Consider the following 24,446-nt stretch of genomic DNA (forward strand, 5'->3'; position numbering starts at 1 on the left):
TGTTCTCCTTCACGGGCAGGTACGTGCCCGACGATCCGTGGTGATGGATGTGATGCTCATGGCTCATCGCTGTGGGCGACGACGACCACCCGATGAGTATTGCACGCGGGTCTGCGGTCGGGAAGCCCGGCACGATGCCGATCGGCGGCTATTCCCCCACCCGGGGACAGGGTGTCGCGGCCCTGTATCGTCTCCTGCGGCGATGCACCCGCGCCCGCCGCGTCACCGCTTTCCCAGACTGGCCGCCTAGAGTCCTGAGGTCGTCCGGGAGCCCGCCCGTACCCGACTCCCCATCCCCCTGAGCGAGGACCCATGAGCAGCACGCCGCCCGCGCACGAACCGCACGGCGGTCACCGACGACGCCGCGAGGCCGCGCGCGAGAAGGCGCGGCTCAACCGCATGAAGCAGCGTCGCCGGGATGTGGTCGGCCGCTACGCCATCCGCGGCGGCATCGCCGCCGCCCTGGTCGCGGTGGTCGTGGTGGTCGGGCTCGTCGTCGTCCAGGGCGCGCGGCCCGCAGGACCGGGGCCCCAGAACATGGCGAGCGACGGCATCCTCATCGGCAAGGACCTCGCCGCCGCCCCCACGAAGGCGCTCGATCCCGAGCAGGATCCGGTCCCCACCGAGTCGGAGGCCGCCGGCGTCGCCCGCATCCGCGTCTACGTCGACTACCTCTGCACCGCGTGCAAGGAGTTCCAGGACACCAACGGCGCCCAGATGGAGGGCTGGCTCCAGTCGGGTGCCGCGACCGTGGAGATCCACCCCGTCGCGATCCTCACCAGCAAGTCGCAGGCCTACTCGCTGCGGGCGGCCAACGCCGCCGCGTGCGTCGCCGACTCCTCGCCGGACGACTTCTGGGCCTTCAACTCCGCGCTCTTCGCCGAGCAGCCGGCCGAGCAGAGCACGGGCCTCAGCGACGATCGCATCGTCGAGCTCGCCGGGCAGGCGGGAGCGGGCTCCTCCGACGTCGCGAAGTGCATCTCCGACCAGCGGTTCCAGTCGTGGGTGAACGCCGCGACCGATCGGGTCCTGGACGGCGAGATCCCGGACTCGAACGTCGACAAGGTCGTGGGGGCGCCCATCATCGTGGTGGGCGACCGCCAGTACACGGGCCAGCCCGACGACGCGAAGGCGTTCGCCGCGTTCGTGCTCCAGGCCGCCGGCCAGGACGCGACGACGACGCCCACCCCCACCCCCGCGCCTTCCGGGACGCCGACGACCGCCCCGTAGCGCGGCTCCTATGATGGATCGACGGCCCGCGAGGTCCGTCGGCCGGCCTGGCGCAATTGGTAGCGCACCGCACTTGTAATGCGGCGGTTACGGGTTCGAGTCCCGTGGCCGGCTCTCGATGCCGCTCGCTCCGTCGAGGACGGTGATCATCCGCTCGCCGTCGACGGTCGACCGGGGGCCCTTGTCGTCGGCCGCGACGTCGCCGACGTAGAGCCAGCCGAGCAGGTCCTCGCCATCGCGCAGTCCGTGCATCCGTCGCACCGCGTCGCTGCGGGTGAGGCCGCCCGTGCGCCAGAACACGCCCCATCCGCGCTCCTCGAGCAGCAGGGTGAGGGCGTGCGCGACCCCGGCGGCGACCGCCTCCTGCTCCCAGTCCGGCACCTTGCGGCTCGGGGTGCGGCAGACGACGACGGCGACAAGCAGGCTCGCGCGGTGGGTCTTCTTGCGGTGCTTGCCGGATCCGGGATCACCCGCGGCCTCGTCCATCGCGGCGCCGAGGCGGTCACGCGCACCATCGCGGATCTCGATGACCCGCCAGGGCCGGAGCGCGCCGTGGTCGGCGAGCCTGGAGGCCGCTGCGACGAGCGGCACGAGCTCCTCGTGCGTCGGGGCCGCATCGCCCACGGACGAGCGGGACCGCCGACCGCGGAGCGCCTCCAGCACGGGTCCGCCGGGCGCGGGGGTGCCGGGCCCGGACGGGTCGGCGGCGCCGCCCGCCCGATGCCGCGGCACGTCGGTCACTCCGCGGTGCGGAACGACATGGAGACCGAGTTCATGCAGAACCGGTCGCCGGTGGGAGTCTGCGGCGCGTCGTCGAAGACGTGCCCGAGGTGCGAACCGCAGCGGGCGCAGACGACCTCGACGCGCTTCATGCCGAGGCTCGTGTCGGTGTACAGCTTGACGGCGTCGCTCTCCTTCGGGGCGTAGAAGCTCGGCCACCCGCAGTGGGAGTCGAACTTGGTGTCGCTCGTGAAGAGTTCGGCGCCGCACGCCTTGCACCCGTAGACGCCGGTACGCTCCTCTTCCAGCAGCTCGCCGGTCCAGGGGCGCTCGGTGGCCTGCTGGCGCAGCACCGCGTACTCCTCCGGGGAGAGCTCCTGGCGCCACTCGTCGTCGGTCTTCTCGATCTCGTAGGCCATGTGCGGGTCCTTTCTCGCTGGTCGATCCTAGGGGCGGCATCCCAGCGCGCCTCCATGGTCAACCGCGGGCGGGCCCCGTCGATTCCTGCATGCGGGGGACGATCCGGCCCGGGTCGCGCCGCCTGCCGCGGTGCGCGGACACCCTGGGGACCTGCGCGGGGCGCCCAGCGAGCCGCACCTAGTATGTGGGGGATGTCGGGGAAGGAGCACGCCGTGGACCAGCGCGAGACCCGTTCCGCGACCACTCCCGCGGCCGGGCCGCACCCCGTCGTCGAGCTCGACGAGCGCGACCGCGCGGTCCTCGACTTCGAGCGGGACTGGACGCGTCACGCCGGGGCGAAGGAGGAGGCCATCCGCCAGACCTTCGGCCTCTCCGCCACGCGCTACTACCAGCTGCTCGGATCCCTGCTCGAGACCCGCCAGGCCCTCGCCTACGACCCCCTGCTCGTCGGACGCCTGCTGCGACTCCGCGAGACGCGCGCCGCCGCACGCGCTGCCCGCGCCCTGCCCACCGGTCTCCCGCACCGACCGACCGCACGCTGACCCCGCGCCCACCGAGGAGACACGAGACCCGCATGCCCTCCCACGCTCCCGACCGCTTCGACGAGGTCCCCGGCGACCTGAGCCGCGTGGGCGCGCATCGCGCGCCCCGTCCCCGCCACCACCGCGTCCGCGCCTTCGCCTGGGCCGCGCTCGCGACCGGCCTGCTCGTGGGCCTCGGGGTCGTGGGGCTCTTCGTCATCGACGACCGTGTCTCGTTCACCGACATCATCCCGAGCGGCGGCGCCTCCGAGGAGGCGGCGGCGCCCACGGAGGAGCCGACCGTCGCTCCCACCACCGTGCCCGGCATGGTCGTGACGGTCCTCAACGGCACGAGGACGTCGGGTCTCTCCGCCCGTGCCGCGACCGCGCTGCAGGCGAGGGGCTGGGCGATCGGATCGCGTCTGAACGCGAGCTCGACCGACATCGCCACCACCACCGTCTACTACTACGACGCGGCGGACGAGGGCGCTGCCCGGGGCCTCGTCGCCGAGCTGGGCGTGGGCGACGTGGCGCAGTCCGAGCAGTTCCGGCCGGCGGCTGGCGCGTCGGCGGCCCAGGCGTCCAAGCTGACGGCCGTGCTCGGCGCCGACTACGCCGCCAAGCGCTGATCCGCCCGGATCCCGTACCCGCCCGCCGGGCCGCATCCGTGGAGTAACGCGACGGGGCACCGCCTGCCCTGTCTATGGTGCTGCCTGGTCGCACGCCCGCCGCGTACCAGGTGCTGCGCGCCGTACGTCCCGAGGGCGTGGCGCGGGGCCGATGCAGGGCCCCGCGGCCGACCCGGGGGTGGCGGCACCGCGCTCCCGACACCGCGCATTCGCACATGGAGAAGCACATGGCCAACGGCACCGTGAAGTGGTTCAACGGGGAGAAGGGGTTCGGGTTCATCACCGTGGACGCCGTCGAGGGCGGACCTGCCCGGCAGGACGTCTTCGTCCACTACTTGGCGATCGAGATGTCCGGCTACAAGGTCCTGGAAGAGGGGCAGCGCGTCGCCTTCGAGATCGGCCAGGGCTCCAAGGGCCTGCAGGCGGAGAACGTCACGCTGGACTAGGGGCGCCCCGCCACCACGACGACGCCGTCGCCCGTCCGGGCGACGGCGTCGTCGCGTCCCGAGCGGCCCGGGCCTGTGAGCGGCTCGCTTGCACTCCCGTAGGGCGAGTGCCAGAATCGTCCCTGGCACTCCCTCACGGGGAGTGCTAGACGACTGCCTTTTTCCTGACGTCCGGGAGGGACGAGAGATACACATGGCTAAGATCATCGCTTTTGACGAAGAAGCCCGCCGCGGCCTCGAGCGCGGCCTGAACATCCTGGCCGACGCGGTCCGCGTGACCCTCGGCCCGCGCGGCCGCAACGTCGTCCTCGAGAAGAAGTGGGGCGCCCCCACCATCACGAACGACGGCGTGTCCATCGCCAAGGAGATCGAGCTCGACGACCCGTTCGAGAAGATCGGCGCGGAGCTCGTCAAGGAGGTCGCCAAGAAGACCGACGACGTCGCCGGTGACGGCACGACCACCGCGACGGTGCTCGCGCAGGCCCTGGTCCGCGAGGGCCTCCGCAACGTCGCCGCGGGCGCCGACCCCATCAGCCTCAAGCGCGGCATCGAGAAGGCCGTCGCGGCCGTCACTGAGGAGCTCAAGTCCGCCGCGAAGGAGATCGAGACCAAGGAGGAGATCGCCGCCACCGCGTCCATCTCCGCCGGCGACGCCACCATCGGCGCCATCATCGCCGAGGCGATCGACAAGGTCGGCAAGGAGGGCGTGGTCACCGTCGAGGAGTCCAACACCTTCGGCACCGAGCTCGAGCTCACCGAGGGCATGCGCTTCGACAAGGGCTACCTGTCGCAGTACTTCGTCACCGACCCCGAGCGCCAGGAGGCCGTGTTCGAGGACGCGTACATCCTGATCGTCAACTCGAAGATCTCGAACATCAAGGACCTGCTGCCGATCGTCGACAAGGTCATCCAGTCGGGCAAGCAGCTCCTCATCATCGCGGAGGACGTCGACGGCGAGGCCCTGGCCACGCTCGTCGTCAACAAGATCCGCGGCATCTTCAAGTCGGTCGCGGTCAAGGCTCCCGGCTTCGGCGACCGCCGCAAGGCGCAGCTGCAGGACATCGCCATCCTCACCGGTGGCCAGGTCATCGCCGAGGAGGTCGGCCTCAAGCTCGAGAACGTCACCCTCGACCTGCTCGGCACGGCCCGCAAGGTCGTCATCACCAAGGACGAGACCACGATCGTGGAGGGCGGCGGAGACGCCACCGAGATCGCGGCCCGCGTGCAGCAGATCCGCAACGAGATCGGCAACACCGACAGCGACTACGACCGCGAGAAGCTCCAGGAGCGCCTCGCGAAGCTGGCCGGCGGCGTGGCCGTCATCAAGGCCGGCGCGGCGACCGAGGTGGAGCTCAAGGAGCGCAAGCACCGCATCGAGGACGCCGTGCGCAACGCCAAGGCCGCTGTCGAGGAGGGCATCGTCGCCGGTGGTGGCGTCGCGCTCATCCAGGCCGGCAAGCTCGCCTTCGAGAAGCTCCAGCTCGAGGGCGACGAGGCGACGGGCGCGAACATCGTCCGCGTCGCGGTCGACGCTCCGCTCAAGCAGATCGCCCTCAACGCGGGCCTCGAGCCCGGCGTCGTGGCTGAGCGCGTCCGCAACCTCCCCTCGGGTCACGGCCTCAACGCCGCCACGGGGGAGTACGTCGACATGCTCGCCGCGGGGATCAACGACCCGGTGAAGGTCACGCGTTCGGCTCTGCTGAACGCCGCGTCCATCGCCGGCCTGTTCCTCACGACCGAGGCGGTCGTCGCCGACAAGCCCGAGAAGAACCCGGCCTCGGCCGGCGACCCCACGGGTGGCATGGACTTCTAGTCCGACCGGGCCGGAGCGGAAGCGCTCCGGCCCACCAGCGCGATCAGCACGACGATGCGGGCGGTCCCCTAAGGGGCCGCCCGCTTCGTCATGCGGGGCCGCTCCCGCGGCGGAGGACGGCCGCCGCATCGCGCTAGTTGTACTGAGTCATGACGTTGGTGACTCTCGGGCCGCGGGCGTCAGCCCGTGGCTCGAGTGGATTCGTTCAGTGTTGTAGTGCTGGATCCACGGATCAAGGGCGTCGGTTCTGGCTTGGTTGCTGGTGAAGGGTTGCCGGTAGGCCCACTCGGTCGCGAGGGTGCGGTTGAAGCGTTCGACCTTGCCGTTCTGCCAGGGGCAGTGCGGGCGGATGAACTTCTGCCTCGCACCGAGCTGCGTGACCGCGTTCTGGAACGCGGCCGAGTGCCGGTAGGCGAACGCGTTGTCCGTCAGGACCCGTTCGATGCGGGTGATGCCGTGCTCGGCGAAGTACGCCGCGGCCCGGGTCAGGAACCCTGCCGCGGTCACGCCCTTCTCGTCCGGGTGGATCTCCGCGTAGGCGAGGCGGGTGTGGTCATCGACCACGGCGTGGACGTAATCGAACCCGATCCCACGACCACGAACCTGTTCGCTGCGGCCATGCGCCCGCCAGCCGCCGCCGTCCGGGATCCGGCCGAGCTTCTTCACGTCGACGTGGATCAGGTCGCCGGGATGCTCATGCTCGTACCGGTTTGCCGTCGACCGGGATGCCCGGATCACGGCCCCGGTGACGGGGTCCAACCATGCCAACGGCGGTGCCCCGTGCCGCCGCAGGACGCGGGAGATCGTGCGGGCTGGAACACCGGTCACCGGCGCCAACCGGGCAGGACCTGATCGCAATCGGGTCCTCGCTTCCACGACGGCTCGTTCTCGTTCCGGGCTCGTCCTCGTCGGCACCCGTCTCGGCCTCGAGGACCGGTCCGACAAGCCTTCGAAACCCTCGGACCGGAACCGATTCACCCACCGATGCGCGCACTGACGCGACACACCGAGTTCGCGCGCGACATGCGAGACCGGCCGACGATCCTCGACCACCCGCCGCACGAGGAGAACCCTCCCGTGAACCGTCAGACGAGCATTAGCGTGGGACATCGAGGCCTCCTGGCAGTGGCAGAACTAGACAGCTCCATCAAGCCAGGAGGCCTCCTCACACGCCCCGAAGTGTCACCAACGTCATGGCCGGATACAGCTAGTGCGCGAACATGCGGGCGTTGCCCTCCTCCACCTCCGCGTACTGCCGGGCGGCGGAGCTCAGCGCCTGGTTGATGCTCGCCAGGGCCTCCTCGACGCGCTGCTGCGTGCCCTTCCACTCGGCGACCACGCCCTGGAACGCCGTGGCCGCGCTACCGGACCACGAGCCCTGCAGGTCGGCGAGCTGGCCATGCAGGCCCGCCACCTCCGCCTGGATGCGGCCGATGCTGCCCTGGACGGCCGCGGTCGCCGACAGGACGGCCTCGCTGTCCACCTGGTACCTCGTCATGCGTCTCCTCCTTCTCGTCGTGGGACGGGCGGAGGCTACGCGGCGGTCAGGACGCGGGGGCGGCGGGGGCGCTGGGCATGGAGGTCGTGGACGAGTCGGAGCTGGGGAGGAGGGGCAGGATCACGCGGAAGGTGGCGCCGCCGCCCTCGGTCTCCACGACGTCGACCCTGCCGCGGTGCGCGGCGACGATGGCGGACACGATGGCCAGGCCGAGCCCGCTGCCGCCGGTCTCCCGGGTGCGGGACGTGTCGGCGCGCCAGAAGCGCTGGAAGATCTTCTCCCGGATCTGCGGAGGCACGCCGTCCCCGTGGTCGCGGACTTCGATGCGCGCCTCCCGTGCGGCCTCGTCGACGACGGTCGCCAGCTCGATCGGGCTGCCGGCGGGCGTGAAGCGCACGGCGTTGCCGATGAGGTTGGTCACCACCTGCCGGATCTTGTTCTCCTCCGCCTGGACCATGGCGAACCCCTCCGCGGGGACGGGCGCGTCGTCGTCGTCGGGCCGGACCGGGGCGAGGGCGTCCGTCGCCGTCTCGCCGGGGCGGCGCGAGCGGCGGGCGCGGAACCGGGACAGGGTGGCGCCGGCGAAGGCGATGGGCCCGGTCGCGTCGTTGCCCGGCGTGCCCCCGGTGCCGCGCTGCGCGTCCGACGACTGCTCCTGCGTGGGCTCGAGGCCGTCGGTGTCGAGGGTCGGGCCGACGGGATTGACGAGCATCGGCGGGAGCGCCGTGACGGTGCGGGTCTGGGAGGAGGCCATCGCGTCGAGGGCGGCGTCGCGGGCGATGGGGTAGAGGTCGACAGGCGCGAGCTGCAGCGGCTTGGTCTCGTCCAGTCGCGCGAGCTCCAGGAGGTCCTCCACCAGCCCGCCCATGCGGATGGCCTCCTTCTCGATGCGCTCCATGGCCTGCGACACGTCCTCGGGCGTCTGCAGCGCCCCCATGCGGTACAGCTCGGCGTAGCCGCGAACCGAGACCAACGGCGTCCGGAGCTCGTGGCTGGCGTCGCCGACGAAGCGACGCATCTGGTCGATGGTCTTCGCGCGGTCGGCGAAGGCGCGGTCGATCCGGCTGAGCATCATGTTGAGGGAGCGGTTGAGACGGCCCACCTCGGTGTTCGGGGTCGCGCCTCCGAGGCGCTGGCTGAAGTCGCCGCCCGCGATGGCGGCCGCGGTGCGCTCGACCTCGCGGAGAGGGCCGAACGTGCTGGTCACCAGCATGCGGGTGACCGCGGCGCCGAGCACGACGACGGCGAGGCCGAAGCTCGCGAAGATGACGATGTACGTGGCGACGAGGTCGTCGACCTGCTCGAGCGGGCGTGCGACGACGAGCGTCGAGTACTCCATCGCGTCCGGCGAGGCGTTCTGCGACACCCGGACGATGCCGTGCCACGCCTTCTTGTCCGAGTTGTCCGAGAAGACGACGATCTCGTTGTTGATCTGGGAGGCCCGGGCCAGGTCGAGGCCGAAGACGCGCGGGTGCTCCGCGGAGTCGCCCGTCCAGTTGTCGGCGAGGACGTCGCCCTGGGCGTCGAGGAGGACCACGAACCAGGCCGGATCCGCGGTGGCCACGTCGTCCTGCGTGAACGTGTCCGGCATCGTCGCGTCGGTGTTGAGCACCTTGGGGAGCTGCGTGATGGTCACCCGGAGCTGCGCGTCGAGCTGGCTCACCATCTGCTGGCGCAGCAGGTACATGGTGCCGGCACCGGACACGAGGAGGCCCAGCAGGAGCAGGAGCACCGTGACGCTCGTGATCTTGGTGCGCAGGGAGACGTTGTTCCACTTCTCCGACACGTAGTCGTGCACTGGTCGCACCTCGTGTTCCTGTCTCGCTGACCTGAGTCACGAGGATAGGCGACGCAGCATGTACGAACGGCCGAGCGCTCGCCGAGCGTCCGGCCGTTCGCATGGAGCGGACCCCTCAGGGGCCTTGGAGGGTCAGGACTTGGCGGCCTTGAGCATGTAGCCGAAGCCGCGCTTGGTCTGGATGACGGGCTCCGAGGAGTGCTGGTCGAGCTTGCGGCGCAGGTAGGAGATGTAGGACTCGACGATGCCCGCGTCGCCGTTGAAGTCGTACTCCCACACGTGATCGAGGATCTGGGCCTTCGACAGGACGCGGTTGGGGTTGAGCATGAGGTAGCGCAGGAGCTTGAACTCGGTGGGGCTCAGCTCGATGGGCTCCTCGCCGACGAGGACCTCGTGCGTGTCCTGGTCCATCGTGAGCTCGCCGGCGCGGATGATCGCGTCCTCGTCCGCGTGCATCGTGCGGCGGAGGATCGCCTTGATGCGCGCCACGATCTCGTCGAGGCTGAACGGCTTGGTGACGTAGTCGTCGCCGCCGACGGTGAGGCCCGTGATCTTGTCCTCGGTATCGTCCTTCGCCGTGAGGAAGAGGATGGGCGCCGTGTAGCCGGCGGCGCGGAGGCGCTTGGTGACGCCGAAGCCGTTCATGTCCGGCAGCATCACGTCGAGGATGATGAGGTCGGGCTCCTCCTCGAGGACGGCCGAGATGGCCTGGGCGCCGTTGCCGACGGCACGGACCGCGAACCCGGCGAACCGGAGGCTCGTGGTCAGCAGGTCGCGGATGTTGGGTTCGTCATCGACGATAAGGATCTTCGGGCCATCGCTCATGGGATGAAGTATCTGCGCGCTCGCTGGGAGCCACCTGGACACGCGGGGCGTGCTGTGGCGAGCGTCCGGTCGAGGGTCAGGCCGCGATGCCGGCCGCGTCGAGGATCGTGTAGCTGTAGCCCTGCTCGGCGAGGAAGCGCTGGCGGTTCTGCGCGAAGTCCTGGTCGACGGTGTCGCGGGAGACGAGCGTGTAGAAGCTGGCGGAAAGGCCCGACGCCTCGGGTCGGAGCAGGCGCCCGAGGCGCTGCGCCTCCTCCTGGCGGGATCCGAACGAGCCGGACACCTGGATGGCCACCGTGGCGTCGGGCAGGTCCACCGAGAAGTTCGCGACCTTGCTGACCACGAGCACCCGCTCCGTGCCGTCGCGGAACGCCTGGTAGAGCCGCTCGCGCTCGGCCACGGGCGTCGCGCCAGTGAGCTTCGGCGCGCCCAGCGCCTCCGCGAGCTCGTCGATCTGCTCCAGGTACTGGCCGATGACGAGGATGCTCTCGCCGCTGTGCCGCTCGACCAGCGCGCGCGCCACGTCGAGCTTGGCGGGCGCCGTGGCGGCGAGGCGGTAGCGCTCGTCGTCCGCGGCGGCGGCGTAGACGAGGCGCTCGTCGTCGGGGAGGTCGATGCGCACCTCGAAGCACTCGGCGGGGGAGATGAAGCCCTGGGCCTCGATCTCCTTCCACGGCGCGTCGAACCGCTTCGGGCCGATGAGGCTGAAGACGTCGCCCTCGCGACCGTCCTCGCGCACGAGCGTGGCCGTGAGGCCGAGGCGGCGGCGGGCCTGGAGGTCCGCGGTCAGCTTGAAGACGGGAGCGGGCAGCAGGTGCACCTCGTCGTAGACGACGAGGCCCCAGTCGAGCGCGTCGAGGAGCGCGAGGTGGGCGTACTCGCCCTTCCTCTTGGCGGTGAGGATCTGGTACGTCGCGATGGTGACGGGCTTGACCTCGCGGGACTGGCCCGAGTACTCGCCGATCTCGTCCTCGGTGAGCGTGGTGCGCTTCAGCAGCTCGGAGCGCCACTGACGCGCCGACACCGTGTTCGTGACGAGGATCAGGGTGGTCGTCTTGGCGCGGGCCATGGCGGCGGCGCCGACGAGCGTCTTGCCGGCGCCGCAGGGGAGGACGACGACTCCGGATCCGCCGTCGAGGAAGTGGTCGACCGCGTCCGTCTGGTAGCCGCGCAGGGTCCAGCCGTCCTCCACGAGCGCCATGTCGTGGGGCGTGCCGGGCGTGTAGCCGGCGAGGTCCTCGGCGGGCCAGCCGATCTTCACGAGCTCCTGCTTGAGCTGGCCGCGCGCCCAGGCCTGCACGCGGTAGGTCGTCGCGTCGACGCGCTCGGTGAGCAGCGGCGCGATGCGGCGGGAGCTCGCGACCTCCGACAGGACCGCGGACTCGGTGCTCGAGATCTGCAGCCCGCCGTCGGCGTCGCGCCCGATGACGAGGCGGCCGTAGCGGCCGACGGTGTCCTTCACGTCCACCGTGACCGACTGCGGCACGGGGAACCGGGAGTAGCGCTCGAGGGTCGCGAGCATGTCCTCGGCCGCGTGGCCGGCGGCGCGCGCGTTCCAGAGGCCGAGCCGGGTGATCCGGTACGTGTGGATGTGCTCGGGCGCGCGCTCCAGCTCGGCGAAGACGGCGAGGTCGTGTCGCGCGTCCTCCGCGTCCGCGTGGGCCACCTCGAGGAGGACGGTGCGGTCGCTCTGGACGATGAGGGGGCCGTCGGGCATGCCCGCCAGCCTAGGCGCGCTCACGCGGTCGCCGGTCCGGGGGAGATCGCCAGGATGCTCGAGAGGGGGAGGGTGCGCTCGACGTCGGCGACCCGGTCGCGGGCGCGCAGGCGTCCGCCGGCGACGCTGGAGGGCTCGAGCACGTGATCCACCTCGCGGCCGTCCGGCATGCGCACGCGGACGCGGAGCGCGGCCTTGGCGCGGATCGCCACCTCGAGCTGGCGCGTGGTCCACGCCGCTCCGTCGTCGGGGCCGTCGGCCGCGCGGACGCGGGCGACGAGGGCGTCGGCGGCATCGGGCTCGGGCTCCGCGACAGCGTGCGGGGCCGGGGCGGTCCGTCCCGCCGGTGCGATGCGGCGTCCCCGATCGTCCTCGCGGACGGGGGCGAGCCGGGCGGCCGCGAGCGCGCGCTCGACGGCGTCGGGCGATGCGGCCGACGTGAGCACCGCGTCGCCCGCGCGCACGAGCCGCAGCGGCGCGAGGTCGCGGTCGACGAGGAGGGTGGCGAGCAGCGGCCCGTCCTCGGAGACGATCGCGGTCCGGGCGTCCGGGACCGCGTCGGAGGGCGACGCCGGACGCACGCGGAGGCGGCCGAAGCGGGCGGCGGCCTCGTCGATGAGGTAGGCGAGGGGCTGGGGGATGCCGGTCAGCGAGACGTCCGCCAGGAGGGCGCGGATGGCGTCCGGCGTCCCGCCGGACGCGAGGGCGCGCGTGACGGATGCGGCGGAGATCCGGTAGGTCGCGGCGAGCCCCCGGCCCTCCGCGTCGGCGACCTCGAGCAGGCGCGATTCGACCGCGGGGTCGAGCGGGCCGGGGGAGACGACGGTGAGGTCGTGCTGCAGGTAGACCCGGTCGACCTCGGCGGGCAGGTGCGGCGCGAGCGCGGCGGAGGCGGCTCCGGGTCCCGTCATGAGGAGGGCGCGGCCCGCGGAGCTCGGGACGTCGCCCGTCGTGATCCCGAGGAGGCCGGCGTCGCGCGTGAACGCGGTGATGCGCTCGCCGATCCACGCGGATCCGCCGGGGAAGCGCCAGAGGACGCTGTCGACGAGCCCCGCTCCCCACGACGCGTCGGCGCGCTCGGCGAGGATCCCGCGTGTCGTCGGTGCCAGCGCGTCCAGCCAGGCGGCGGCGAGGGCCTCCCATCGTCCGGCGGTCGGTCGCGCGGACCACGCGGCCGCCGTCGCGGCCGTCGACCAGGTGCGGCCGGACCGCGCCACGAGCCCCGCGCGCTCGGCGAGGGACAGGTGGGTGGGGACGTCGTCGAGGTCGGTGCCGAGCGCGGCAGCCAGCCGACGCGCGTCGGGCAGGGACATGCCGCCGCGGCTCAGCTCGCGCGCCGGCTCGCGGTCCAGCTCCTCGATGAGGGCGGCGACGGCCACCACCGAGCGGAAGGCGCTCTCGCCCGCCCTCCGGTCGACCTCCTCGGGGTCGACGCGCGGGACGGCGGCGAGCGGCGCGGGAGGGGCGAGGCGGGCCAGCTCGTCCGCCCCCGGGAGGCCGGCCGCTGGCCAGGCGGAGAGGGCGGCCGCGACCTCCGGATGCGTCGTGATGCCCGCGTCGTCGACGACGGCGAGGAGCGTGTCCGCGGCGCGGTGGGCGGCGTCCGCCAGACCTGCCGGATCCAGCGGGTCCTCGCCCGAGCGGCGGGACAGCGCGTCGCGGACTGCGCCCAGTCCGACGGGCTGCGCGGTCGCCCCCTCCTCGGCGGCGACCGCGAGGACGGCCAGCGCCGCGCGATCGAGCTGCTCCAGGGCCCGCGCGACGGCCTCCGGGGCGAGCAGCGCGTCCGCGAGGTCGAAGAGGTCGGCGATGCGCGCGGCGTCGATGCCGCGGTCGCGGACCAGGGCGGCGAGCGTCGTGTCGTCGAGCGCGCGGAGTCGGGCCGCGAGCACGAGGGCGTCGGTCATGGTCGTCCCGCTAGCGGGACGTGCCGTCCATGCGACGTCGGCGCCGGACGCTGATGATGAGGATCGCGATGAAGAGGAGCGCGGCGATGGGGATCCCCACGGCCGGCAGCAGCAGGATGACCTGCCACAGGGGGGTGCTGTACTGCGACGCGTCGACCGCGATGAGCGGCGCCAGCAGGATCGCGAGGATGCTCAGCACGGCGACCAGGAGGATGCCGGCGAGCATGTAGGCGAGGACGCGCTCGGCCCGGCCCTCGCTCGGTGCGGTCTCGGATGCCATCCCCTCAGACTACGCCGTGGCCTGCGCCCGGGCGCGTCGTGCGGGGCCGCGGGCACCGGTCGAGCCCCGCCGACACGGGCCCGGGCGGGGCCCGGCGAATAGACTGGACCGCCAATCAGCACATCGAGCCCCTCCGGGGCGAGGGAAGAGGATCGCATGCCCACCGGCAAGGTGAAGTTCTACGACGAGGACAAGGGGTTCGGGTTCATCAGCTCGGACGACGGCCAGGAGGTATTCCTGCACGCGTCGGCCCTGCCCTCGGGCGTCGCCGGCGTGAAGGCCGGCACCCGGCTCGAGTTCGGCATCGCGGACGGCAAGCGCGGCGCGCAGGCCCTCTCCGCGCGGATCCTCGACGCCCCGCCCTCGCTCGCCCGCATGTCCCGCAAGCCCGCCGACGACATGGCCGTCATCGTCGAGGACCTCGTGAAGGTGCTCGACGGCATCGGCACCGGCCTGAAGCGGGGCCGCTACCCCGAGGCGGCGCACGGCCGGAAGATCGCGGCGCTGCTGCGCCGGGTCGCGGAGGAGCTCGATGCCTGAGCCGCGGGACGACGAGACGACGACCGGGGACGAGGCTCCCGTGGATGCGGCTGACGCGATGCCCGACGACGTGACGAACGACGAGACGGCGACCGGTGACGTGGCGACGGAGGACGAGGCGCCCCGGGAGCCCGCCGTCCCCGACGCCGAGCTCCTCGCGGCCGTGGACCTCGCGCGCGCGGCGCTGCTCGAGATCACGCCGGCCGAGACCGTCGGGTCGCCTGCCGGGTCGATCGTCGAGGGCGACCGCGTGCTGTCGCTCCTCTTCGCGAACACGATGCCCGGGTACCCCGGCTGGTTCTGGACCGTGACGCTCGCCCGCGTCGACGACGCCGCTCCGACGGTGCTCGAGGCCGAGCTGATGCCCGGCGAGGGCGCCCTGCTCTCGCCCGAGTGGCTGCCGTGGTCCGACCGGCTCGCCGGCATCGAGGCCGATCAGGAGGCCGAGCGCCTCGCGGCGGAGTCCGACGAGGATGACGACGACGAGGACGACGACTCCACGGAGGACGCCGAGGACACGGACGACGTCCTCGACGGCGTCGACTTCGAGGCGCCCGCGTCGGACGACGACGACGACGACGATGACGACGATGACGACGATGACGACGATGACGACGATGACGACGATGACGACGATGACGACGACACGAGCTTCGACGGCGCCGATCGCTGATCCGCATCCCGCATGACGACGGCGGCGGCCCCCGAGGGGACCGCCGCCGTCGTCGTCTCCGGGAGGGCCGGGTCAGCCCGCGCCCTGCTCCACCACGAACTCGATGCAGCGCACGAGCGCCCGCACGTCGTCCGGCTCGATGGCCGTGAACGTCGCGACCCGCAGCTGGTTGCGCCCGAGCTTCCGGTACGGCTCGGTGTCGACGACCCCGTTCGCGCGCAGCGTCCTCGCGACGGCCGCCGCGTCGATGGAGTCGTCGAAGTCCATCGTCACCACGACCTGCGAGCGGTGCGCGGGATCCGCGACGAACGGACGCGCGCACTCCACGCGCTCCGCCCACTCGTAGAGGACGGAGGACGACTCGCGCGTCCGGGCGTCCGCCCACGCCAGCCCGCCGGCCCGCTCGATCCAGTCCAGCTGGTCCTCGAGCATCAGGAGCGTGGCGAGGGCCGGGGTGTTCAGCGTCTGGTTCAGGCGGGAGTTGTCGACGGCGTTCTTGAGGCTCAAGAACTCGGGGATCCACCGGCCGGACGCCGCGATGCGCTCCACACGCTCGAGGGCGGCGGGGGAGAACAGCGCGAGCCAGACGCCGCCGTCGCTCGCCAGGTTCTTCTGCGGCGCGAAGTAGTAGACGTCGGCCTGGGCGGCGTCGAAGTCGATGCCGCCGGCCGCGCTCGTCGCGTCGACGACCGTGAGCGCGCCCTCGTCGCCGTGGACGCGCGTGACGGGGGCCATGACGCCCGTCGAGGTCTCGTTGTGCGGCCACGCGTAGACGTCGACGCCCTCCAGCGGGTTCGCGGAGGCGCGGCTCCCGGGCTCGGCGCGGATCACGTCGGGCGCTTCGAGGAAGGGCGCCGCGGCGGCCTTCGCGAACTTGCCGCCGAACTCGCCGAACACGAGGTTCTGGCTGCGGCGCTCGATGAGGGAGAAGGCGGCGGCGTCCCAGAAGGCCGTGGATCCGCCGTTGCCCAGCACGACCTCGTAGCCGTCGGGCAGGCGGAAGAGCCGGGAGAGCCCGTCGCGGACGCGCCCGACCATGTCCTTCACGGGTGCCTGGCGGTGGGAGGTGCCGAGGATCTGCGCACCCGCGAGCGCGAGGTGGTCGAGCTGCGCCTGCCGGACCTTGGACGGCCCGCAGCCGAATCGTCCGTCGAGGGGCAGCAGTTCGGTGGGGATCTTCGTGGTCGGCATGCGGCAATGGTAGGGGACCGTCCGCCGCCGCCTCGGGTGGTCCGAAGACCCGCGCCGGTCATCCCGCACCCGGGGAAGTAGGCTGGTCCACGGCGCAAGGGAGGCCCGATGACTGATCTCGTGGACACGACGGAGATGTACCTCCGCACCATCCTCGACCTCGAGGAGGAGGCCATCGTCCCGCTGCGCGCGCGCATCTCGGAGCGCCTCGGCCACTCGGGTCCCACCGTCTCGCAGACGGTGGCGCGCATGGAGCGCGACGGCCTCGTGATCGTCAGCGGCGACCGCCACCTGGAGCTCACCCCCGAGGGCCGGAGCAAGGCCGTGCACGTGATGCGCAAGCACCGCCTGGCGGAGCGCCTCCTCAGCGACGTCATCGGCCTCGAGTGGGAGTTCGTCCACGACGAGGCCTGCCGCTGGGAGCATGTGATGAGCGAGCAGGTGGAGCGCAAGATCCTCGACCTCCTCGGGCACCCCACGGAGTCGCCGTACGGCAACCCCATCCCCGGACTCGACGAGCTGGGGGACTCGCCCGCCGTGGCGTTCATGGCCGGCGTCGTGAGCATCGTCGAGGCCTCGCTCGGCACGACCGAGGACGCCCCCGCGCGCGGCGTGATCCGCCGGCTGGGCGAGCCCGTGCAGTTCGACCCCGAGCTCCTCTCGCAGCTCAAGCAGGCCGGCGTGCTGCCGGGTGCGACCGGGTCCTTCTCCCGCGAGGGCGCGTACGTCCTGGTGCGGGTCGACGGGGCGGGACCGGGGCTCGAGCTGCCGCTCGAGGTCGCGGGGCACATCTTCATCGAGCGCTGAACCCGACGCGGTCCGGCATCGGCGCCGGGCGGATCGCCAGGACCACCCCCGGACGGGGGCCGCGACCGGGGCTCGCCGCCGTCACCGGGGGTTCTGTCCCGCATCCGTCGTGAGGATGACGTCTGCCGTTATGGATTCGTTAGAAATATGGTCCCTCAGGATGACAAACGGGTGCGCGTCCCTTACTCTCGAACAGGTCCGACCGACCACCACAGAGGTTCCGGGCCTGATGCAGGGCGTCTCGACACCCGTCCCCTGCATGAGTACCCCTCGACGACCTTGGAGGGACGGGGCGCCAGCATGTCCGGCGTCGAGACGCAGGAGGTTGACAACTTGGCCCATGGTGACATCAGCGGTTCCGTCGGGAACGCGTCCGACCCGACCCGACCGCCCGCACCCGGGATGGATCGCCTGCCCACTCGCCGCGAGCTCCGCGCCGCCGAGAGCGCGAAGGCCGTCCGCCCGCGTCGCGACTCCGCGACCCGCACGCTCCAGGCTCCCGCGCCCCGCCTGACCCCGGCCCCCGTGCCGGCCGGTCGGTCGCGCCGCACCAAGGCCGCCAACGCGGTCGTGATGACCTTCGTCACCGGCCTCGTCGGCGTCATGGCGATCCCGGCGTACGCCGTCGGATCCTCGCTCGAGCACACCTCGTCCGCCGAGGGCGCCTCGCTGCAGGACTACACGGCCGCCAACGCGCAGGTCGTCACCGCCGACAACGCGTCCTCCGCGCCGGTCGAGGAGGAGAGCTTCACCGCCACCTCCGTCGCCGACCTCAACGCGCAGAAGGCGGCCGCCGCGCGCGCCGCCCTCGCCGAGCAGCGCCGCACCCAGCTCGCCTCCTCGGCCACGAGCTACACGGGCGCGTCCCCGTCCCAGCCCGCGCAGAACCCGATCTACCCGGGCACCTCGGCTACCGGCGTCGCCGCCGTCGCCCGTCAGTACCTCGGCGTGCCCTACGTCTTCGGCGGCAACACCCCCGTCGGCTTCGACTGCTCGGGCCTCGTCCAGTACGTCTTCGCGCAGTTCGGCCTCAACCTCGCGCACTCGGTGCGGGCGCAGGACGCGGCTGGCTTCACGGTCCCGGCCTCCGAGGCCCGTGCCGGCGACATCGTGGTGTGGAACGACGGCAGCCACGACGGCATCTACACCGGCAACGGCATCATGATCGACGCGCCGAAGCCCGGCGACTACGTCAAGGAGCGCCCGGTCTGGAGCTCCAACGTGCACTACGTCCGCCTCCTGGGCTGACGACCGGCACGAGATCGACCGGGAGGCCGGCGGCACGCACCCTGTGGGATGCGCCGCCGGCCTCCTGCGTTCCCCGGGACAAACGGGGGACGCTGGGCTACCCTGTCCGGTGAGACGTCCCTCGACCCGCCCGGGAGCCCCGATGACCACCGCACCTGACATCCGCACCATGGATGCGCACGTGCGCCACGGACATCGGCACCATCCCCGGGCGGGCAGTCACCTGGTCCACCCGAGCGGTCACCCGCTCTCCTAGAAGGCATCGCCGAGCACTCGGCGGTGCCTTCGCGTGTTCCCGGGGGCGGGACGCCTCATTCGGATTCCTGGAAGCCGTCCAGGCCGGTCTGAGAGGGATGTCGTGCGCACACTGGTACTCAACGCGGGCTTCGAGCCGCTCGCCGTCGTGTCGTTCAAGCGGGCCCTGGTGCTCGTGCTGAGCGGCAAGGCCACCATGCTCGCCCAGGACGAGGAGCACCCGATCCTCGGCAACGGCGGGGCCTGGGGCCGCCCGTCCGTGATCCTGCTGACGCGGTACGTGCGGATCCCGCACGCGCGCCGCGTGCCCGTCTCGCGGCGCGGGGTGCTGCGGCGGGACGGGGGGCGGTGCGCCTACTGCGCCCGCAACGCGACCACCATCGACCACGTCCTCCCGCGCTCGCGCGGCGGCAAGGACACATGGGAGAACCTCGTCGCCTGCTGCCTCTCGTGCAACAACCGCAAGAGCGACCGCACGCCGGAGGAGATGGGCTGGACGCTGCGGACGTCACCGCGGGCGCCGCAGGGGAGCGGCTGGGTGGTCAGCGGGATGGAGCGCCCCGCTCCCGGGTGGGACGAGTTCCTGGCGCCGGCCGCCTGATCGCGCCGCCCCGCCTCCGTAGGCTGAGGGGATGACCGCCGACGCTCGCGACCCCTCCACCCCCGACGACCCGTTCCTCTGGCTGGAGGAGATCCACGGCGACAGGGCGCTCGCCTGGGTGCGCGCGGAGAACGAGCGGACGCTGGGCCGGTCGCCCGAGGGATCGCGCGCCGAGCTGACGGGCGAGCTGCTCGAGGTGCTGGAGTCGGACGAGCGGATCCCGTACGTCACGCGGCACGGCGAGCACCTCTACAACCTCTGGCGCGACGCCGAGCACGTGCAGGGGCTCTGGCGGCGCACCACGCTCGACGAGTACCAGGCGCCGGCGCCCGAGTGGGAGGTGCTGCTCGACCTGGACGCGCTGGGCGCGGCCGAGGGGATCCCGTGGCAGTTCTCGCGGGCGCAGCTGCTGTCGCCCGCGCGCGACCGGGCGCTCGTGTCGCTCTCGCCCGACGGCGGGGACGCGGTGGCGGTCCGCGAGCTCGACCTGACCACCGGGCGCTTCGTCGAGGACGGCTTCGCCGTGCCGGTCGCGAAGACGATGGTGTCGTGGATCGACCGGGACACGGTCTTCGTCGGCACGGACTTCGGGCCGGGCAGCCTCACCGAGAGCTCGTACGCGCGCACCGCGCGCCGCTGGAGCCGGGGGCAGGCGCTGGCGGACGCGCCGGAGGTGCACGCCGTCGCCGCGACCGACATGCTCGTCCACGTCACGCACGACCCCACTCCCGGCTTCGAGCGGGACGTGGTGCGCGAGGTGCCGGACTTCTTCTCGTCGCGGACGCTGCTGCTGACGGACGCGGGCACGGTCCGGATCGACGTGCCGGAGGACGTGGATGTCGACCTGCACCGCGAGTGGCTCGTGCTGCGGCCGCGCACGGACACGGAGATCGGCGGCGTCGTGCACGCCGCGGGATCGCTGCTGGCGGCGCGCCTCGACGACTTCCTCGCCGGCACCCGCGAGCTCGCCGTGCTGTTCGCGCCGACCTCGTCCCGCAGCCTGGAGGACTGGGCGTGGACCGCGGGGCACCTCGTGCTCACGCTGCTCGAGGACGTCGCGAGCCGGATCCGCGTCCTGACGCCGCCGACCGCCTCCGGGACCGCCGGGTGGCGGGTGGAGGACGTGCGCGTGGGGACGCCGCTCGCATCCGTCTCCGTCGTCGCGACGGACCGCGAGACCGACGAGTACTGGCTCGCCGTCACCGGGTTCCTCACGCCGCCGACGCTGCTGCACGGCGTGGTCGGCCAGGGAGCGCCGCGACCCGTCAAGGAGCAGCCCGCGTCGTTCGACGCCCACGGGCTCGAGGTGCAGCAGCACTTCGCCGTGTCCGACGACGGGACGCGCGTGCCCTACTTCCAGGTGGGGCCGCGCGACCTGCCGCTCGACGGATCCGCGCCGACGCTCCTCTCCGGCTACGGCGGCTTCGAGAACAGCCGCCTGCCGTCGTACAGCGGCGTCGTGGGGCGCGGCTGGCTCGCGCGCGGCGGCGTCTACGTGCTCGCGAACATCCGCGGCGGCGGCGAGTACGGGCCGGCCTGGCACCGCGCCGCCCTGCGGGAGAACCGCCATCGCGCCTACGAGGACTTCGCCGCCGTCGCACGCGACCTCGTGTCCCGCGGCGTGACCGTGCCGGCGCGCCTCGGCTGCGAGGGCCGCAGCAACGGCGGGCTGCTGGTCGGCAACATGCTCACGACCTACCCGGAGCTGTTCGGCGCCGTGATCTGCGGGGTGCCGCTCCTCGACATGCGGCGGTACACGCGGCTCTCGGCGGGGGCGTCGTGGATCGCCGAGTACGGCGACCCCGACGTGCCCGGCGACTGGGACTCCATCCGCACCTTCTCGCCGTACCACAACGTCCGCGCGGGGATCGCGTATCCGCCGACGCTCGTCTACGCGGCCACGAGCGACGACCGCGTGGGCCCGGTGCAAGCGCGGAAGATGGTCGCGCTGCTGCACGAGACCGGGGTCGAGGACGCGTGGTACTTCGAGAACACGGGCGGCGGCCACGGCGGGGCCGCGGACAACCCCGCGACGGCACGGCTGCAGTCGCTCATCCACGCGTTCCTCTGGGAGCGGCTCGGGGCGTGACGGCGGGCGTCCGAGCAGCGCGGCGGGCGACGATCCGGGCGGCCGCCCGGATCGTCAGCCGCCGCGGCGGGCGGACACGCGGGGACGCAGAGCGGATACGAGGTCGGTCAGCATCTCCGTCGGCTCCAGGCCCACCTCGCGCTCGAGGCGCGTGCGGTAGATCTCGTAGGCGCGCAGGGCGTCGGACCGGTTGCCGGCGGCGACGTGCACGGCGATGAGGCAGCGCTGCGCTGTCTCGCGGAGCGGATCCACGTCGATGGCCCGTCGGGCGGCAGAGGCCGCCTCGTGCAGGCGCGACCGGGTCAGCAGCGCCTGGGACTGCGCCTCGAGCGCGTTGACCCGGAGGTGCCGCCACTCCTCGGCCGCGGGCTCCAGCCACGCGTCGAACCAGTCGGGCAGGAGGTCGGCGCTGAAGAGGGCGACCGCGGCCGGCGAGATGTCCGCGTCGTCCGGCTCCTCCTGCCGCGGCTCGAGGAGGCGGGCGGCCGTCCCGCGAGCCGTCCGGAGGTCGACGGCCACGGCGTCGTTCAGCATCAGGCCGCCGGGCGCGGAGCCGACGATCTCGCGGCCCCCGTCGCCGAGGCGGGCGATGGCGGAGCGGAGGCTCGACGCGGCGCGGGCATCCAGCGCGTCGGGCCACAGCTGGCTGGCGAGGGTGCCGCGGTCGGCGGGGCGGGCGCGGATCGCGAGCGCGGCGATGAGGCGCCTGGTGCCGTCGGAGAGGGCGGCGCCGTGCGGATCCGGGCGCGCGGACGCGGACGCGGGATCCGCGCCGAGGCCCGCGACGTGGAAGCCGCCGAGCACGTCGACGCGGATCACGACGGCGCTTCGGCGGGGATCGGGCGGCCGACGATCGGGCGGGCGGGGGTGGCCGGACGGCGCGCTGAGCGCAGGGATCCGCCCTCGACTCGCTGATGCATCCGGCACCTCCATCGCGGCCACCGTATCCGCTGGGAAGCGAAATCCGATCACGCAGGTGCTTTTGAGGCTACGCACGACCGATCGCCCGACGACGTGTCGTCGGGCCATCGGTCACGCGATCCGCGGGGGTGGCTACCGCTGGGCGGATCGGCGTCGGGCGTTCCATCCGAGTCCGAGGGCACCCAGGACCAGGGCGGCCAGGCCCCAGCCGATGGTGGGCGTGGGGTCGTAGCCCGTCACCGGGAGCGATCCGCCGGGCATCCTGCCCCCGGGGACGATCGGCGCGGGGGTCGTGCTCGACGGCGTGGGCGTCCCGACGCTCGGCGTGGGCGTGCCCGCGGTCGGGGTCGGCGTGCCGACCGTGGGCGTCGGCGTGGGGGCCGTCGCGGTGGGCGTCGGGGCCGTGGGCGTGGGCGTCGGCGCGGTGGGCGTCGGGGTCGGCGCGGTGGGCGTCGGCGTCGGGGCCGTCGGGGTCGGCGTCGGAGCCGTCGGCGTGGGCGTGGGCGCGGTGGGCGTGGGCGTCGGGACGGTGGGCGTCGGCGTCGGCACCGTGGGCGTCGGGGTCGGGGTCGGGGCCGTCGGCGTGGGAGTCGGGACGGTGGGCGTCGGCGCGGGCGTGGTGGGCTCGACCGTGGGGGTCGCGGTGGGCGTCGCCGTGGGCGTGGGCGTCGGCGTCACGACCGCGGTGACGAAGTTGCTGAGGTTCGTGGCGCAGGTGACGGTCGCGCCGCCGCCGTTGCCGGATCCGTTGCACTGGTTGACCGTGACGAGGAGCGCGGAGGTGACGGTGGACGTCGGGACGGTGCAGGTGACGCGACCCGCGGCGCCGCCGCCGTTGCCGGATCCGTTGCACTGGGTGACGTCGGCGCCCGTGGTGCTGGACACCGGGTTGCAGGCCGTCCCGCCCGCTGCGCCGTCCGTGGCGGAGCCGACGCACTGGTTCACGGTCGCGGGCGTGGTGGTGCTGTCACCGACGATGTTGTTGGTGATGTCCACGTTGCAGATGACATTGCTGCCGCCGCCGTTCGCGACGCCGTTGCACTGGTCGACCGCGGTGATGATGATCCCGTCACGCTGCGACACCGTCGTGGTGCAGAGGGGAGCCGCTCCCGCGGCGCCGGCGCACACGCGGCTGGTGACCGTCGAGGATCCGGTCTGCGTCGCGACGTTCAATTCGTTGACGACCGTCACGTCGCATTCGACCTGGTCGCCACCGCCGTTGGGGGTGTCGTTGCACTGGGACGTGGTCGTGGGGGAGACGGCCGCCGATGCGGACTGCATCTGCCCGGTGACGCCGACGACGGCGACGAGCGCGATGAGCGCGGCGCCCGCGGAGGCGAGGACGCGTTGACGGATGCCACGACGGGGGTGGCGGGCGGGAATTGCGGTCCCGGGTGATGCGAGGTGATTCGGCACGGTGCTCCTTCTTCCCGGCCAGAGTGCTCGCGCCCCCGCGACGCACCCGCGACGCGGGCGTGACGCGGGCGTGACACATGGCGCGCCGGGTAGGTGGAGGCCTGGCATTCCGCGGGCTGCGTAAATCATTACGGGGCACCCGTGGGACGACGAAGAGGGCCGATCCGCTGGCGGATCGGCCCTCTTCGCACGTGCTGCGCGCCGTGCGCGCGTCGTGTCGCCTACTTGTTGGCGCGGTACTCCTCGAGCAGGTCGGCGGAGATGCGGCCGCGCTCGGAGACCTTGTGGCCGTGCTCGCGCAGCCACTCGCGGGCGGCACCGAGGTTCTCCTTCGGAGCGCTGGAGGAGGAGCGACGCGAGCCGGTCGAACGGCCGGTGGAGGCGCGGCCGACGCGGCGGGCGCGGTCGACGTACGCGTCGAGCGCCTCACGGAGCTTCGCGGCGTTGGCGTCGCTCAGATCGATCTCGTAATTCACGCCGTCGAGCGCGAACGGGACGGTCTCGCCCTTTCCCTCTTCGATGACGACGCCGTCGATGTCGTCGACGAGCGTGGTGACAACCTTGCGAGCCACGTCTGTTCCTTCCATTGCCGATGGCGCATCAGATGATGCGACGAGAACCACGATACCCGGTGCGCGCGGGAAATCCGACATGGTTCGTGAATCGGAGACGGAAATCGGCAGACAATCCGTGGGGACCCGGTCCGCCGATACGTCGTCGCGCCATCGTCGGGCGCATTCCGTCGCGTCAGCGGGGTGTCGACGGCGGTGTTTCCCGCGCGTCGCGGCGGAACGCGGCTGGCATATCACCGGGGAATGCGGCGCCATCTCCTCACCTACGGAATTAGAGGGGCGCACCACGGATCACCGCGCGGGAACGCGGGAGGGCCCGCGGAGACGCG

The 24,446-nt window shown here is 72.5% G+C and carries 24 protein-coding genes and 1 tRNA gene; 12 read left to right on the forward strand and 13 right to left on the reverse strand.

The features are described from left to right. The first annotated feature begins 312 nt into the window (after nt 1-312). Together B5P21_RS03910 and B5P21_RS03915 are read left to right on the forward strand one after the other, a co-directional pair. Nucleotides 313-1,230: a DsbA family protein gene (locus B5P21_RS03910; protein ID WP_094170784.1), complete on the forward strand. Its 918-nt coding sequence runs from the start codon at nt 313-315 to the stop codon at nt 1,228-1,230. A 41-nt stretch (nt 1,231-1,271) separates the two neighbouring features. Next, nucleotides 1,272-1,344: transfer RNA gene (locus B5P21_RS03915), tRNA-Thr, on the forward strand. Here B5P21_RS03915 and B5P21_RS03920 read toward each other — a convergent pair. Then, the gene (locus B5P21_RS03920; protein ID WP_080939389.1) at nt 1,318-1,962 is read right to left on the reverse strand and encodes a nitroreductase family protein; all 645 of its coding nucleotides are present in this window, start codon (nt 1,960-1,962) and stop codon (nt 1,318-1,320) included. The two genes, B5P21_RS03915 and B5P21_RS03920, sit on opposite strands and share 27 nt — an antisense overlap. Before the next feature lie 5 nt (nt 1,963-1,967). Next, entirely contained in the window at nt 1,968-2,369 is a 402-nt protein-coding gene (msrB, locus tag B5P21_RS03925) for a peptide-methionine (R)-S-oxide reductase MsrB (protein WP_045529453.1), read from the reverse strand. Between the two features lie 192 nt (nt 2,370-2,561). Between msrB and B5P21_RS03930 the strand changes: the two genes are divergently transcribed. From B5P21_RS03930 to groL, 4 genes are all read left to right on the forward strand, one after another. Then, a complete protein-coding gene (locus B5P21_RS03930; protein WP_373455975.1) occupies nt 2,562-2,912 on the forward strand; it encodes a DUF3263 domain-containing protein in 351 nt (116 codons plus the stop codon). 32 nt (nt 2,913-2,944) lie between these two features. After that, nucleotides 2,945-3,520 carry a LytR C-terminal domain-containing protein gene (locus B5P21_RS03935; protein WP_052663235.1) on the forward strand — a complete coding sequence of 192 codons (576 nt, stop codon included), beginning with the start codon at nt 2,945-2,947 and terminating at the stop codon, nt 3,518-3,520. A 227-nt stretch (nt 3,521-3,747) separates the two neighbouring features. Beyond that, on the forward strand, nt 3,748-3,966 hold the full coding sequence (locus B5P21_RS03940; protein WP_045529449.1) for a cold-shock protein: 219 nt from the start codon (nt 3,748-3,750) through the stop codon (nt 3,964-3,966). Between the two features lie 193 nt (nt 3,967-4,159). Further along, complete coding sequence (groL, locus tag B5P21_RS03945) at nt 4,160-5,779, forward strand: chaperonin GroEL (protein ID WP_094170785.1); 1,620 nt, start codon at nt 4,160-4,162, stop codon at nt 5,777-5,779. A 147-nt stretch (nt 5,780-5,926) separates the two neighbouring features. On the opposite strand, the gene B5P21_RS03950 is transcribed toward groL, so the two are convergent. The 7 genes from B5P21_RS03950 to B5P21_RS03980 all read right to left on the reverse strand — a co-directional run bounded on the left by B5P21_RS03950 (nt 5,927) and on the right by B5P21_RS03980 (nt 13,804). After that, on the reverse strand, nt 5,927-6,889 hold the full coding sequence (locus B5P21_RS03950) for an IS481-like element IS1122 family transposase (protein WP_045527791.1): 963 nt from the start codon (nt 6,887-6,889) through the stop codon (nt 5,927-5,929). Between the two features lie 97 nt (nt 6,890-6,986). Next, nucleotides 6,987-7,277 carry a WXG100 family type VII secretion target gene (locus tag B5P21_RS03955; RefSeq protein WP_015491075.1) on the reverse strand — a complete coding sequence of 97 codons (291 nt, stop codon included), beginning with the start codon at nt 7,275-7,277 and terminating at the stop codon, nt 6,987-6,989. 46 nt (nt 7,278-7,323) lie between these two features. Next, on the reverse strand, nt 7,324-9,084 hold the full coding sequence (locus B5P21_RS03960; protein WP_045529445.1) for a sensor histidine kinase: 1,761 nt from the start codon (nt 9,082-9,084) through the stop codon (nt 7,324-7,326). 123 nt (nt 9,085-9,207) lie between these two features. Then, nucleotides 9,208-9,900 (reverse strand): response regulator transcription factor, encoded by a 693-nt coding sequence (locus B5P21_RS03965; RefSeq protein ID WP_012039163.1) that lies wholly within the window; start codon nt 9,898-9,900, stop codon nt 9,208-9,210. A gap of 76 nt (nt 9,901-9,976) precedes the next feature. Further along, nucleotides 9,977-11,617 carry a DNA repair helicase XPB gene (locus B5P21_RS03970; RefSeq protein WP_094170786.1) on the reverse strand — a complete coding sequence of 547 codons (1,641 nt, stop codon included), beginning with the start codon at nt 11,615-11,617 and terminating at the stop codon, nt 9,977-9,979. Nucleotides 11,618-11,637: 20 nt separating this feature from the next. After that, nucleotides 11,638-13,524 (reverse strand): helicase-associated domain-containing protein, encoded by a 1,887-nt coding sequence (locus tag B5P21_RS03975; protein ID WP_094170787.1) that lies wholly within the window; start codon nt 13,522-13,524, stop codon nt 11,638-11,640. A gap of 10 nt (nt 13,525-13,534) precedes the next feature. Continuing rightward, complete coding sequence (locus tag B5P21_RS03980; protein WP_045529437.1) at nt 13,535-13,804, reverse strand: hypothetical protein; 270 nt, start codon at nt 13,802-13,804, stop codon at nt 13,535-13,537. A 156-nt stretch (nt 13,805-13,960) separates the two neighbouring features. Here B5P21_RS03980 and B5P21_RS03985 point away from each other — a divergent pair, with 156 nt between their 5' ends. Further along, nucleotides 13,961-14,344 (forward strand): cold-shock protein, encoded by a 384-nt coding sequence (locus B5P21_RS03985; protein ID WP_045529435.1) that lies wholly within the window; start codon nt 13,961-13,963, stop codon nt 14,342-14,344. Further along, the gene (locus B5P21_RS03990; RefSeq protein ID WP_094170788.1) at nt 14,337-15,017 is read left to right on the forward strand and encodes a DUF3027 domain-containing protein; all 681 of its coding nucleotides are present in this window, start codon (nt 14,337-14,339) and stop codon (nt 15,015-15,017) included. Before B5P21_RS03985 ends, B5P21_RS03990 begins: the two co-directional genes overlap by 8 nt. Before the next feature lie 72 nt (nt 15,018-15,089). Here B5P21_RS03990 and serC read toward each other — a convergent pair whose 3' ends face one another. Continuing rightward, complete coding sequence (serC, locus tag B5P21_RS03995; protein ID WP_045529430.1) at nt 15,090-16,208, reverse strand: phosphoserine transaminase; 1,119 nt, start codon at nt 16,206-16,208, stop codon at nt 15,090-15,092. A gap of 108 nt (nt 16,209-16,316) precedes the next feature. Here serC and B5P21_RS04000 point away from each other — a divergent pair, with 108 nt between their 5' ends. The 4 genes from B5P21_RS04000 to B5P21_RS04015 all read left to right on the forward strand — a co-directional run bounded on the left by B5P21_RS04000 (nt 16,317) and on the right by B5P21_RS04015 (nt 21,208). Continuing rightward, entirely contained in the window at nt 16,317-17,015 is a 699-nt protein-coding gene (locus tag B5P21_RS04000) for an iron-dependent transcriptional repressor DtxR (RefSeq protein ID WP_012039156.1), read from the forward strand. Nucleotides 17,016-17,348: 333 nt separating this feature from the next. Then, nucleotides 17,349-18,263 (forward strand): C40 family peptidase, encoded by a 915-nt coding sequence (locus B5P21_RS17525; RefSeq protein ID WP_281631003.1) that lies wholly within the window; start codon nt 17,349-17,351, stop codon nt 18,261-18,263. A gap of 358 nt (nt 18,264-18,621) precedes the next feature. Then, nucleotides 18,622-19,119, forward strand: coding sequence for an HNH endonuclease (locus B5P21_RS04010; protein WP_015491066.1), 498 nt, complete (start codon nt 18,622-18,624; stop codon nt 19,117-19,119). Between the two features lie 31 nt (nt 19,120-19,150). Then, entirely contained in the window at nt 19,151-21,208 is a 2,058-nt protein-coding gene (locus B5P21_RS04015; protein WP_094170790.1) for a prolyl oligopeptidase family serine peptidase, read from the forward strand. Nucleotides 21,209-21,262: 54 nt separating this feature from the next. Here B5P21_RS04015 and B5P21_RS04020 read toward each other — a convergent pair whose 3' ends face one another. From B5P21_RS04020 to B5P21_RS04030, 3 genes are all read right to left on the reverse strand, one after another. After that, nucleotides 21,263-22,027 (reverse strand): AfsR/SARP family transcriptional regulator, encoded by a 765-nt coding sequence (locus tag B5P21_RS04020; RefSeq protein ID WP_045529427.1) that lies wholly within the window; start codon nt 22,025-22,027, stop codon nt 21,263-21,265. A gap of 234 nt (nt 22,028-22,261) precedes the next feature. Next, nucleotides 22,262-23,545: a hypothetical protein gene (locus B5P21_RS17025; RefSeq protein WP_210433759.1), complete on the reverse strand. Its 1,284-nt coding sequence runs from the start codon at nt 23,543-23,545 to the stop codon at nt 22,262-22,264. 221 nt (nt 23,546-23,766) lie between these two features. Next, nucleotides 23,767-24,117: a histone-like nucleoid-structuring protein Lsr2 gene (locus B5P21_RS04030; RefSeq protein WP_094170791.1), complete on the reverse strand. Its 351-nt coding sequence runs from the start codon at nt 24,115-24,117 to the stop codon at nt 23,767-23,769. Nucleotides 24,118-24,446 lie beyond the last annotated feature (329 nt).

This window comes from Clavibacter michiganensis subsp. insidiosus (genome assembly GCF_002240565.1).
Lineage (GTDB): Bacteria > Actinomycetota > Actinomycetes > Actinomycetales > Microbacteriaceae > Clavibacter > Clavibacter insidiosus.